The sequence below is a fragment of the Nonomuraea terrae genome, from assembly GCF_044465245.1.
In the GTDB taxonomy this organism is placed as follows: Bacteria; Actinomycetota; Actinomycetes; order Streptosporangiales; family Streptosporangiaceae; genus Nonomuraea; species Nonomuraea terrae.
The window spans coordinates 721,159-732,927 of record NZ_JBITLL010000007.1 but is presented as its reverse complement, the minus strand read 5'-3'; the positions used below and the strand labels follow the sequence as shown (position 1 = coordinate 732,927).

Below are 11,769 nucleotides of genomic sequence, written 5' to 3'. Positions count from 1 at the left end.
GCGCCCGGCCGGTGACCGGACTCCGATACCTGTCACGTTCAGGCCCGGCCGAGATGCCGGGCGAAGAACCGGACCGCGCTGTCGACCTCGAACCTCGGAAGTTCCAGGTGTTTGCCCGCGTTGGCGTGCAACGTCTTCTCCTTCGAGGCGAAGGCGTCGAACAACGCGAGACCGGCCTGGCGGGGGATGTGCTCGTCGTCCCACTGGAGCACGAACTCGATCGGCACGGTGATCCGCCTGGCCGCCTCGGTCAGGGAGTCGGGCCAGAACAGACCGAAGACCGCGGCGGTGATCCTGGGCTCGGCCGCCGTCAACGGCACCCCGATCGCGGTACCCATGTTCGGGCCGAAGTAGCCGACCGGCCCGTCAATCTCCGGCAGCTTCTGCAGGGCGTCCAGGGTCGCCTGCCACTCCGGCACGGCACGCTCCGCCAGGTGGGCGTTGTACCGGATGATGATCGGGCCGACGGGCTCGCCCGCCGCCATCGCCTGCCGCAGCGCGGCGGTCTCCCGCTCGTCGGTCGCCGTACGCGGCCGCCCGCCGTGACCGGGCGCGTCGACGGCGGCGACGTGGAACCCGCAGCCGGCCACGAGGCGGTGCGCCCGCCCCACCGTTCCCGGCGCCTTCTTGTGCATGCCGCCGCCGTGCCCCAGCAGCACGAGGGGGGCACGATCGGCCCCGGACACGGGCGACCAGAGCACGCCGGGAACCTCGCCCACGGTGAACTCGCGTTCGAGGACGCCGCCTGACGATGTCTCCGCGGTGAAACGCATAGGTGTTGCCTCTCAGGAGTGCCTGAGGCGCTCCCGGCGACCCCTACGTCGATCGCCCGACCGTGACGACGAGGGGGAGCACCCACATCGATACAGCGTTCATGGGTCTCACCTCCTCGCGTGGTGTCACGATCCCCCGCAAGCTACCACCCGGCTCTTCACCCGGGCCAACCCTTTTTCCTTGATCGTCCCGGTCGCCGCACCGGGCTCTCAAGACCTCGCGCCCGGTCCGCGAAGCCGCGGAGCGGCTCGCAGGGCACCTTTCACGTCTGGTGCTCGCGCCTGGTCACCAGGGTTTCGATGCCGTCGAGGACGCGCCGGAGGCCGAACTCGAAGGCGTGCTCGGGGCTGTAGGCGGCGTTCAGGGCCTCGCCGGCCGACTGGCCGACGCGGGCGGCGACCGGGAAGCGGGCCGGGTCGGCGATACGGCTGAGGAAGGGCGCGTGCGCGGCCCACCACTGCTCGTCGCTCATCCCCGTACGGCTCTCCGCCTGCGCCGCCTCCACCGCGCCCCGGGCCGCGCCGTGCACGAACCCGGTGATCAGCGTGATCACCGAGTCCATCTCCAGGTCCGTCAGGCCGATGCCGTCGACCGCGCGCAGCTCGTAGTCGTATTTCGCGGTGACGTTGGGCCCGAGCACCGGGCGGCTCGCGGCCACCTGCAGCAGCCACGGGTGGCGCAGGTAGAGCGCCCAGTTCTCGCGTGCGATCTGCTCCAGCCGGCCGCGCCAGCCGCCGGGGACGTCCTCGGGCCGCGCGGTCTCGCCGTACACCGTGTCGAGCATGACGTCGAACAGCTCCGGCTTGCCCGGCACGTACGTGTAGAGCGACATCGTACCCACGCCGAGGCGCTCGGCCACCCGCCGCATGGACAGCGCCTGCAGTCCCTCGGCGTCGGCCACCTCGATGGCGGCCCGCACGATGCGGTCGACGCTCAGCTCGGGCTTGCCCTTGCGGCTGGCCCGCTCGCCGGTGCGCCAGAGGAGGGCGAGGCTGCGCGCGGGGTCGCCCTTTCCTGAGTACTCCACGGTCACCTTCGTACGGTACACCGTACGGTTGCCGTCACGCTTCCGTATGGCGTACGGTACACCGTACGATACGATAGGGGAGGCGGCATTGATAGTCGCGCGCGGCCTGCGCAAGACGTACGGCGGCACGACGGCGCTGGACGGCATCGACCTCGACGTCGGCCAGGGCACGGTCTGCGGCCTGCTCGGCCCCAACGGCGCCGGCAAGACCACGGCGGTACGCATCCTCACCACTCTTCTGCGCCCCTCCGGCGGCCGGGCGGAGGTGGCCGGCTTCGACGTGGCGACCCACCCGAGGCAGGTACGCCGCAGCATCGGCCTGGTCGGCCAGCACGCCGCGGTGGACGAGCTGCTCACCGGCCGGCAGAACCTCGAGCTGTTCGGCCGGCTGTCCCACCTGGGCGCCGCGCAGGCCCGGGCCAGGGCCGGCGAGCTGCTCGAACGTTTCGGCCTGGCACACGCCGGGCCGGTCAAGGAGTATTCCGGCGGCATGCGACGCCGGCTCGACCTGGCCGCCGGGATGATCCTGGCCCCGCCGGTGCTGTTCCTGGACGAGCCGACGACGGGCCTCGACCCGCGCAGCCGCGCCGAGATCTGGCGCGCGGTGCGCGAGCTGGTCGTCGCCGGCACCACGGTGCTGCTGACCACGCAGTACCTGGAGGAGGCCGACCAGCTCGCCGACCGGATCTCGGTCATCGACGCCGGCCGGGTCGTCGCCGAGGGCTCCCCCGCCGAGCTCAAGGCCAAGCTCGGCGGCGACCGGCTCGACGTGGTGGTCCACGACCCCGCCCGGCTGGCGCAGGCGGCCGAGATCGTCGCCCGGGCGGCCGGCGGCCCGCCCGAGGTCGACCAGGACACCCGGCGGGTGAGCGCGCCGGTCGGCGAGCGGGTCGCGGCCCTCACCGGGGTGCTGGCCGCCTTCGCCGAGGCCGGCGTCGAGGCCGAGGACGTCGCCGTACGCCGCCCGACCCTGGACGAGGTCTTCCTGAGTCTCACCGGAGGTGACGCCCGATGACTGCCATGACCGCGACCGGAGGACGGCTGCGCTGGGCCGTGGCCGACGGCTGGACGGTCGCCCGCCGCGACCTGGTCCACTGGGCCAACCAGCCCATGACGGTGGTCTTCGGGGTGCTCTTCCCCGTGGTGATCACCCTGGCCTTCGGCTACCTGTTCGGCGGCGCGGTGGACGTCCCCGAGGGGGCCGGCTACTTCGCGTTCCTCATGCCCGGCATGTACGGCATGACGATGCTCTTCGGGCTGAGCTCCACCATGATCACCGTCACCACCGACGTCTCCAAGGGCGTCACCGACCGGTTCCGTTCGCTGCCGATGTCCCCGTCGGCCGTGCTGATCGGGCGGGCCATCGCCGACCTGCTCCACTCGGTCGTCGTCCTGGCCGGCATGCTGGCCTGCGGCCTGGCCGTCGGCTGGCGTCCCGCCACGCTCTCCGGCGCGCTCGGCGCGGTGGGCCTGCTGCTGCTCCTGCGCTTCTCGCTGCTGTGGGCGGGCATCTACCTGGGCCTGATCACCAGGGATCCGGGCGCGGTGGTGGCGGTGCAGACGCTGGAGTTCCCCGTCGGGTTCCTGTCGAACGCCTTCGTCGCGCCGGCCACCATGCCGGGCTGGCTCGGGGCGGTCGCGGAGTGGAACCCGCTGTCGTCGACGGTGGCGGCGGCCAGGCAGTTGTTCGGCAACCCCGGCTGGGGCGGCGACTCGTGGGTGGCCCAGCACGCCGTGCCGATGGCGGTGGCCTGGCCGGTGGTGATCACCGTGGTGTTCTTCGTCCTGTCGGTCCGCCGCTACCGGCGGCTCGACCGCTAACGCTCGGTCAGGGCCGCGTCGTAGGCGAGGAGCGTCCGGACGACCACCTGGCGCTCCTCCGGCGTGAGCGGCTCCAGCGCCTGCCGCCACGCGTTGACGCCGTAGCCGAGCCATTCGTGGATGGCCCGCTGGTGCAGGTCGGCGATGCTGACGATCGTGCGGCGGCGGTCGGCGTCGTCCTCGCGCCGGTCCAGCACGCCTTTCCTGCTGAGGTCGCCGACCATCAGGCTGACCGTGGCCGGGGCCACCTCCAGCCGGGCGGCCAGCTCGTTCACCGTCATCGAGCCGTCGAACAGCAGATACGCCAGCAGGGAGAGGTGCCGGGGCGCCAGTGACAACGACTGCAGCTCCTCGGGCACCTTGGCCCGCTTGGCCCGCCCCACCAACCGGGGCATCAGCAGGAGCAGTGTCCTGACGCTCTCGTCCAGGCTCGAGTCGGCTGTTGACATCACCAATACCTTGCTGTCTAAATTAGCTTTGCTATCAAAGCAAATCTGTTCACGCCTCACCCAAGGATAGTGAGATGGCTGACGTCAACCAGCAGGTCATCGAGGAGTTCCGGGCCAACGGCGGCGAGGTGGGCGGCAGGTTCGCGCACGCGCCCCTGGTGCTGCTCACCACCAAAGGAGCGAAGACCGGCAGGCCCCACACCACCCCGGCGGTCTACCTGCGCGACGGCGAACGCGTCCTCGTCTTCGCCACCAACGCCGGAGCCGACACCCATCCGGCCTGGTACCACAACCTCCTGGCCGACCCGGAGGTCACCGTCGAGCTGGGCGGGCAGAGGCTCACCGCGCGGGCCGCGCCGCTGGAGGGCGAGGAACGCGACCGCATGTACGCCCGCCAGGCCGCCCTCGACCCGGCCTTCGCCGCGTACCAGGAGCGGACCGGCCGCGTCATCCCGGTCGTCGCGCTCCACCTGGACGGCGAGCGGCTGCGCGCGTTCGGCGACGAGCTGGTCAAGATCCACGACTACTTCCGCGAGGAGCTGGCCCGGCTGCGCGCCGGCCAGGCCCCCGCCTCCGAGCTGCGGGCGAACTGCCTGGCGTTCTGCGACGGGCTGTCGGCGCACCACGGCGGCGAGGAGCGCGTCGCGTTCCCGTGGCTGGAGGAGCGCCATCCCGAGCTGAAGGAGCCGCTCGAACGGCTGCGCCACGAGCACGTGGCCATCGCCGCGCTGATCGAGGAGCTGCGCGGCGCCACCGACCCGGCGACGCTGGAGCGCGTCGCCGGTGAGCTGGAGGCGCATTTCACCTATGAGGAGGAGCAGCTCGTTCCGCTGCTCAACACGCTGACGAGCGTGCCCTGGGCGTGAACCGCGCTAGACGGGCGCCGCACGCAGGCGTACGACGTGCTCGACCAGCGCGATGAGCGTCGCCTTGACCGAATCGCGGTTACGGGCGTCGGTCCGCACGATGGGCACGTGCGGCGACAGCGCGAGCGCCTCCCTGACCTCCTCGTCGGAGTGCATGAACTGCCCGTCCCAGCCGTTGATGCCGACCACGAACGGCAGCTTGGCCTCTTCGAAGTAGTCGATGGCCGGAAAGCTGTCGGCCAGGCGGCGCGTGTCGAGCAGCACCACGGCGCCGATCGCCCCCCGCACCAGGTCGTCCCACATGAACCAGAACCGGTGCTGCCCGGGCGTGCCGAACAGGTAGAGGATCAGATCGCGGTCGAGGGACAGCCGGCCGAAGTCCATGGCCACGGTCGTGGTCTGCTTGTTCGGCGTCATGCCCAGGTCGTCGATGCCCGCGGACGCGTCCGTCATCACCGCTTCCGTGGTGAGCGGCAGGATCTCGGACACCGCCCCCACGAACGTCGTCTTCCCGACGCCGAACCCCCCGGCGACGACGATCTTCGTCGACGTGAGGCCGGGGCTAGAGCCTGCGTAGTCCACTGAGCACCCTTTCGAGCATGTTGAGGTCTGGCTGTCCCTGACTGAGGCGCGGGTGGTGGAGGCGTACGAGTCCTTCGTCGGACATGTCCGCCACGATCACCCGCGCCACGCCCAGCGGGACGCGGAGCAGGGCCGAGATCTCGGCGACCGACCGGAACGTCCGGCACAGTTGCATGATGGCCTCCTGCTCGGGGGTGAGCATGGCCATCTCGTCGTCCGGGATGGACATCGCCGAGATCAGGGTCTCCATCGCGAGGTGGTAACGCGGCTCCGATCGGCCGCCCGTCACCGCGTAAGGACGGAACAGGGGCTCCTCGTCCCCTGTGCCGTCAGAGCCGTACACGGCCCGCTCCCATCAGTTCCATCACATCACCGGCTCCTGGCGGCCTGCAGCTCAGCACGCAACGCGGGCGTCAGAGCCTGTCCCGCCCTGTCTACCAGCAAGGTCATCTGGTACGCCACGAGGCCCATGTCACAATCCGGCCCCGCCAGAACAGTCAGCACCGAGCCGTCGCTGATGGCCATGACCAGCAGCAGGCCACGCTGCATCTCGACGACGGTCTGCGTCACCGCGCCGCCCTCGAACACCCTGGACGCACCCACGGTCAGGCTCAGCAGACCGGCGGAGACCGCCGCGAGCTGGTCGGCCCGGTCCGGAGGGAATCCCTCCGAGGCGGCCAGGCACAGCCCGTCCGCCGAGACGACGACGGCATGGGCGACTCCGGGAGTGTTGCGGACGAAGTCGGTGATCAGCCAGTCGAACCTGTGCGCCTCATGGCTAAGCGTTGTCACGCATCCTCCCCGGCGGGACGCTTATTCACTCTGTTCCTCCTGTCCACGAACTTCTTGGCGGGCCCGTCGCACACCCTGCTGGTAGCTGGCCAGCCGGCTGCGCACCCGGTCTGCGGAGACCGGAAGAGCGGCCGGCGCCTGCCGCTGCGGCTGCGGAGCCTGGGCGGGCTGGCTGGCCGTACCTGGCACCAGGTTGGCTTTGGGGGTGCGCTTGGGCAGCCCGGCGGCGGTCACGCCGCCGAGACTGGGCTCGCTGGCTTTGGCCGCCGCGCGCCATCCGGCGTCCGCGGCCGTCCGCCACGCTTCCTCCCCAGAGGGTACGGCTTGCGCGGACGCGGTCTCTCCTCCGCCGTTCGCCTGGGGCTCGGCCTCGCCCTCCGGCCTGCGGAACCACGCCGACTCGACCGAGGCGAAGATCGGCAGGAACTCCTCCTGCTCCGCCTCCATCGGCGAGACCTCCACCGAGGGCGCCGGGTCGGGCCTGCGCACGTCGTTCGTCGAGTACGACGGCGGGACCGGCGGAGGCGGCGGAGTTTGGAACGCGCCATTACCAGATGGGCCGTCGACGGACGGGAACGAGCCCGTGCCGGGGAACGCGCTCGTGTCGAACCCGCCCGGCGGCCTGCGCCGCGGGCCGAGATCGGAGCCGTTGCCGGCCGGTCCCGCGCCGAACGACGGCCGTGGCATGCCCGGCGTGCTGTCGAACGAGCGGGGACCCTGACGGGCGGGCCCGCTGTCGAACGCGCCGCTGTTGAAGGGCCCGCCGTTGAGAGGACCGCCGTTGAGAGGGCCGCTGTCGAAGAGCCCGCTGGTGGACGGGCCACCGCTCGCGGGACCACTGCTTGGCGGCCCACTGTTCGACGGGCCACTGTTCGACGGGCCACTGTTCGACGGGCTGTCCAACGGGCCGCTGTCGAACGGGCTCTGGCGGGCGGGCCCTGGGGCGGGGGCGGTCGGGCTGTTGGGCCGGGCGTGGCCGTTCGCGGCGCCGGGCCGTGCCGGGCCACCCTCGAAGGAGTCGAACGAGCGGAACGTGCCGTTCTGAGGAGTCGGCACGGTGCCGCCGCCGAACGCGGGCCGCTGCGGCAGCGGCTGCTGCTGGGCGCCGTCGGCGATGATCGCGGGCGGCAGCAGCACCATGGCGATCAGGCCGCTGCCGTCGCCCTTCCTCAGCTGCACCCGGATGCCGTGGCGCAGCGCCAGGCGGCCGACCACGAACAGGCCCATGCGCCGGGAGACCGACACGTCCACGACCGGTGGCTCGGCCAGCCGGCGGTTGGCCTCGGCGAGCTCGTCGTCGGTCATGCTGATGCCGGTGTCGGTCACCGACAGCAGCGCGCCGCCGCCCTCGATGAGGCTGCTGGTCACCGTGACCTGGGAGTTGCTCGGGGAGAACTGGATGGCGTTCTCGACCAGCTCGGCGACCAGGTGGACGAGGTCGTTGGCGGAGCTGCCGACCACCGACGTGGCCCGGTGCACCCTGACCTGGACGCGCTCGTAGCCCTCGACCTCCGACAGCGCGGCGCGCACGACGTCGACGAGCTTGGCCGGCTGGCTGCGCCGGCGGGTGGCCTCGTGGCCGGCGAGGACCAGCAGGTTCTCGGAGTTGCGGCGCATGCGGGTGGCCAGGTGGTCGAGCTTGAACAGGTCGGCCAGGCGGGCGCCGTCCTCCTCGCCCTTCTCCAGGCCGTCGATCAGCGAGATCTGCCGCTCGACCAGCGTCTGGGTGCGGCGCGAGAGGTTGACGAACATCGAGCTGATGTTGCTGCGCAGCTCGGCCTCCTCGCCCGCCAGGCGGACGGCCTGCCGGTGCACCTGGTCGAAGGCGCGGGCCACCTCGCCGATCTCGTCGTTGCCCTCGACCGCGATCGGCTGGACGTCGCCCGCGGCGGCGTCGCCGCTGACGCGCAGCCGGCGCACCACGTCGGGCAGCCGGAAACCGGCGATCTCCAGCGCCTCCGTGCGCAGCCGGCGCAGCGGGGTCACCATGGAGCGGGCGATGGCGACGGCCAGCAGCAGCACGGCGATCAGCAGCGCCAGGATCAGGGCGCCGGCGATGATCGCGCTGCGGGTCTCGGAGTCGCGCAGCTCCTGGCCGCGCAGGTTCACCTTGTCGGCGAGGTCCTTCTCGACGCCGCTCAGGATCTCGATGACGGCGGAGTTGTCGTCGAACCACTGCTGGCGCTCGGCCCTGGCGGAGATCAGGTTGTCGGTGATCCGGGCGCCTGGCGAGCGGCCGCTGGCGAGCGTGATCGCGCGCGACTTGGTGAGCTGGATGTTGACGTACTCGGGCTGGGACATCAGCACCTTGGCCAGCTCCGTGCCGACCTCGGTGCCGGCCTCGGCGCCCACTGTGGCGAGGTCGCTCTGCTGGCGGGCGTTGGAGGCGATGAAGTCCTCGACCTCCTTGGCGCCCACGTTCACGGAGTCGTAGGAGGCGCGCAGCAGCTGGACACGCTGGCGGGAGACCTCCTCCTTGGCGGCGGCGAGGGCGCTCAGGGCGCGGAAGTCGCCGATGATCTGCGAGTCGTCGGACAGCAGGCCCAGCTCGTCGTGCAGCTTGAGCAGGGTGTCGGTGAGGAAGTCGTACCGGTTGGTCTCGGTGGCGCCCTCCTGCCTGATCTGCGGCAGCCGGGCGAGGTCGTAGTCGGCCTGCTCGGCCGCCCGCACGACGCGGGAGCCGTAGGAGTCGTCGAGGGCCGAGATGTCGGCGCGCACGGCCCTGACCAGCGTGTCGACGGACGCCTTGCGCTGCGCGAGCTCCGGTGCCAGCTGCCTGCGCACCGCTCGGTTGGCCCCGCTCCAACCGGCTGTGTCACGTTCGAGCCCGATGGCCTGCACGAGGTCGCGGACCCGGCCGGCCTTCTCGGCGGCGGACGCGGTGCGGTCGTACACGCCGATGCTCTGCACCGAGCCCACCACGCGCTCACCGCCGAGCACCACGACGGCGACGGTGGGCACCAGGATGAGCGCGGTGAGCCGCCACCGCACGCGCCAGTTCCGCAGGCCGAAGCGCCGCAGTGACCGCTTGCCGCGATCAGGCTGCGCGGCGAGGCCGCTGCCGGAGTTCCCCGTAGTCACCGCTTCCGCTACCCCTCATTCGTCCCGCCCGTAACGGCACCAAGCCGTCCCACAAGGTATCCGCAGGCCATGCGTTACCAGGCATTTCGGACACAATTGTTACAAACGTGACCGATACTTGTGTGTTGTTGGTTATCGCAGTGCGGAAAGGACCTGATCGCGGACTTGGCTCCTCTGCGCGTCGTCGCTGAGGGGGCGACCTGCGCGGTCCACAACATAGAAGACGTCCACCGCCTCCGCGCCGAGAGTCTCCACGCGGGCGGCTCTCACGTCAAGACCGCAGTCACCGAACGCCCGTCCGATACGCCACAGAAGCCCCGGCCTGTCATGGGCTCTGACTTCCACCACGGTGGCGGTCGCGGAGGCGTCGTCGACCAGCGTCACCCGAGGTGGCGCCACGGGCACGCGCGGCGGGCGGACCGACCGGGCCCGGCGGGCGAGCCGCTGCTCGATGTCAAGACGGCCGGCAAGGACGAGACGGAGATCGGCCTCCAGGGTCGCGGGGTCGGGCGGGGACCCGTACTCGGGGATGACGGAGAACTCGATCACCGCCGTGGAGCCGGCGGAGGCGGCCGAGGCGGAGCGGACGACGAGGCGGTGGGCGGCGAGCACCCCGGCGGCGCTCCACAGCAGGCCGACGCGGTCGGGGGCGACCACCGTGACCGCTCCCCCGTTGACCCGGACGGCGCCGCCGCCGTGGCGAGCCAGCGCCGCCTGCCGCTCGGAGAGCATGGGCGGCTTGGGCGGCGGCGAGCCCGCCAGGACGGACCTGACCCGGCGCACGAGGTCGGCGACGAGCCCGGCCTTCCAGCTGTTCCAGGCCGCCGGGCCGGTCGCGTTGCCGTCGGCGACCGCGAGCGCGGCCAGCAGGTCGAGCACCTCGCGCGAGCCGACGGTGCCCGCGACCTTCTCGATGGTGACGGGGTCGTCGAGGTCGCGCCGGGTGGCGGTCTCGGGCAGCAGCAGATGGTGGCGTACGACGGTGGCCAGCGTGTCGACGTCCTGCGGGGGCAGGCCGATGCGGGCGGCGATGTCGCGGACCACGATCTCGCCGGTCGCCGAGTGGTCGCCCGGCCAGCCCTTGCCGATGTCGTGCAGGAGCGCCGCGATCAGCAGCAGGTCGGGGCGGGAGACCTCGCGGGTGTGGCCGGCGGCGTTGGCCGCGGCCTCGATGAGGTGCCGGTCGACGGTGAAGCGGTGGATGGGGTTGCGCTGCGGGCGGTGGCGCACGCGCTCCCAGTCGGGCAGCAGCTTGACCAGGATGCCGGCCTGGTCGAGCTCCTCCCACACGGGCACGGCGGCCCGGCCGGCGCCGAGGATCGCGACCAGCGCGTCGCGGGCCTCCTCGGGCCAGGGCACCGGCATGGGTGGCGACTTGGAGGCGAGGACGGACACCGTGGCGGGCGCCATCGGCAGCCCGGAGTCGGCCGCCGCGGCGGCGGCGCGCAGCACCAGCACCGGGTCCTTGGGCACGTTGACGCCTCTGGCCAGCACGACTTCGCCGCCGTGCTCGACCACGCCGTCGGCCAGCGGGCGGCGGCCGCGCGGGGCCGGGCCCGACAGCAGCTTGTCCACCGTGCGCCAGGTGGCGTCGAAGGCGTGCGCGATCGTCCGGCCCGCCTCGGCGAGCCTGCGCATCAGCGCCTCGGCGTCGAGCAGGCCGAGCAGCCCGGCGACCGCGTCCTGTTCCTGCAGGACGAGCCGGTCGGTGCCGCGCGCGGTGACCAGGTGCAGCGCGTGCCGCACGTCGAGGATGAACTCGTACGCCTCCCGCGCCCGCGGCCCCGGCGCCGAGGCGACCCAGGCCGCGGCCACGGCCTGCATGGCCTGGACGTCGCGGAGCCCGCCGCGGCCGTCCTTGAGGTCGGGTTCGAGGAGGAAGGCCAGCTCGCCGCTGACCTGGGCGCGCTTGTCGGCGGACTCGCGCAGCTCGCCGAGCCTGCGCCGGGAGTCGGCGCGCCACTCGGCGAGCACCGCCTCCCTGGCCTTCCTGGTCAGGTCGGGGTCGCCCGCCACGTGGCGGGCCTGGATGAGGCCGAGCACGGCCTTGAGATCCTGCCGGGCGACGGACACCGCCTCCTCGACGGTGCGCACGGAGTGGTCGAGGGTGGCCGCCGAATCCCAGATCGGGTACCAGATGCGGTCGGCGATCCGCGCCACGTCGGCCCGGCCGTTGTGGAGCAGCACCAGGTCGAGGTCGCTCCCGGGGGCCGGCTCCGCCCTGCCGAGGCTGCCGACGGCGACCAGGGAGACCTGCTCGCCGTCGCTCGCCGTACGGAAGAGATCCTTGAGCCAGCGGTCGGTGTCGGCGGTCCGCTCCTTACGGGCCGCGGCGTACGAGCGGGCCTCTCCCCTCACTGCTGCTCCCCTTCGGCGC

The 11,769-nt window shown here is 72.2% G+C and carries 11 protein-coding genes; 3 read left to right on the top strand and 8 right to left on the bottom strand.

All coding sequences use genetic code 11. From position 1 onward, the window contains the following. Window positions 1–38 precede the first annotated feature (38 nt). A complete protein-coding gene (locus tag ACIBP6_RS37525; RefSeq protein WP_397058744.1) occupies window positions 39–773 on the bottom strand; it encodes an alpha/beta hydrolase in 735 nt (244 codons plus the stop codon). A gap of 263 nt (window positions 774–1,036) precedes the next feature. Then, window positions 1,037–1,807 (bottom strand): TetR/AcrR family transcriptional regulator, encoded by a 771-nt coding sequence (locus tag ACIBP6_RS37520; RefSeq protein ID WP_132613799.1) that lies wholly within the window; start codon window positions 1,805–1,807, stop codon window positions 1,037–1,039. Window positions 1,808–1,847: 40 nt separating this feature from the next. Between ACIBP6_RS37520 and ACIBP6_RS37515 the strand changes: the two genes are divergently transcribed. After that, the gene (locus ACIBP6_RS37515) at window positions 1,848–2,816 is read left to right on the top strand and encodes an ATP-binding cassette domain-containing protein (protein WP_397058741.1); all 969 of its coding nucleotides are present in this window, start codon (window positions 1,848–1,850) and stop codon (window positions 2,814–2,816) included. After that, on the top strand, window positions 2,813–3,622 hold the full coding sequence (locus ACIBP6_RS37510; RefSeq protein ID WP_132613803.1) for an ABC transporter permease: 810 nt from the start codon (window positions 2,813–2,815) through the stop codon (window positions 3,620–3,622). The genes ACIBP6_RS37515 and ACIBP6_RS37510 overlap by 4 nt, the downstream gene beginning before the upstream one ends. Here ACIBP6_RS37510 and ACIBP6_RS37505 read toward each other — a convergent pair. Next, window positions 3,619–4,071, bottom strand: a complete 453-nt coding sequence (locus ACIBP6_RS37505; protein WP_397058739.1) for a MarR family transcriptional regulator — start codon at window positions 4,069–4,071, stop codon at window positions 3,619–3,621. The two genes, ACIBP6_RS37510 and ACIBP6_RS37505, sit on opposite strands and share 4 nt — an antisense overlap. Before the next feature lie 74 nt (window positions 4,072–4,145). Between ACIBP6_RS37505 and ACIBP6_RS37500 the strand changes: the two genes are divergently transcribed. Continuing rightward, window positions 4,146–4,937, top strand: a complete 792-nt coding sequence (locus ACIBP6_RS37500) for a nitroreductase/quinone reductase family protein (protein WP_397058737.1) — start codon at window positions 4,146–4,148, stop codon at window positions 4,935–4,937. A gap of 6 nt (window positions 4,938–4,943) precedes the next feature. Here the strand turns inward: ACIBP6_RS37500 and ACIBP6_RS37495 are convergent, their stop codons facing one another. The 5 genes from ACIBP6_RS37495 to ACIBP6_RS37475 form a co-directional block, all read right to left on the bottom strand. Further along, window positions 4,944–5,519 carry a GTP-binding protein gene (locus ACIBP6_RS37495; protein WP_132613809.1) on the bottom strand — a complete coding sequence of 192 codons (576 nt, stop codon included), beginning with the start codon at window positions 5,517–5,519 and terminating at the stop codon, window positions 4,944–4,946. Beyond that, window positions 5,500–5,862: a DUF742 domain-containing protein gene (locus ACIBP6_RS37490; protein WP_397058735.1), complete on the bottom strand. Its 363-nt coding sequence runs from the start codon at window positions 5,860–5,862 to the stop codon at window positions 5,500–5,502. The genes ACIBP6_RS37495 and ACIBP6_RS37490 overlap by 20 nt, the downstream gene beginning before the upstream one ends. Window positions 5,863–5,888: 26 nt before the next feature. Next, on the bottom strand, window positions 5,889–6,311 hold the full coding sequence (locus ACIBP6_RS37485) for a roadblock/LC7 domain-containing protein (RefSeq protein ID WP_111179200.1): 423 nt from the start codon (window positions 6,309–6,311) through the stop codon (window positions 5,889–5,891). A gap of 21 nt (window positions 6,312–6,332) precedes the next feature. Beyond that, the gene (locus ACIBP6_RS37480) at window positions 6,333–9,392 is read right to left on the bottom strand and encodes a sensor histidine kinase (protein WP_397058732.1); all 3,060 of its coding nucleotides are present in this window, start codon (window positions 9,390–9,392) and stop codon (window positions 6,333–6,335) included. Window positions 9,393–9,524: 132 nt separating this feature from the next. Continuing rightward, a complete protein-coding gene (locus ACIBP6_RS37475; RefSeq protein ID WP_397058730.1) occupies window positions 9,525–11,750 on the bottom strand; it encodes a [protein-PII] uridylyltransferase in 2,226 nt (741 codons plus the stop codon). Window positions 11,751–11,769: the final 19 nt, after the last annotated feature.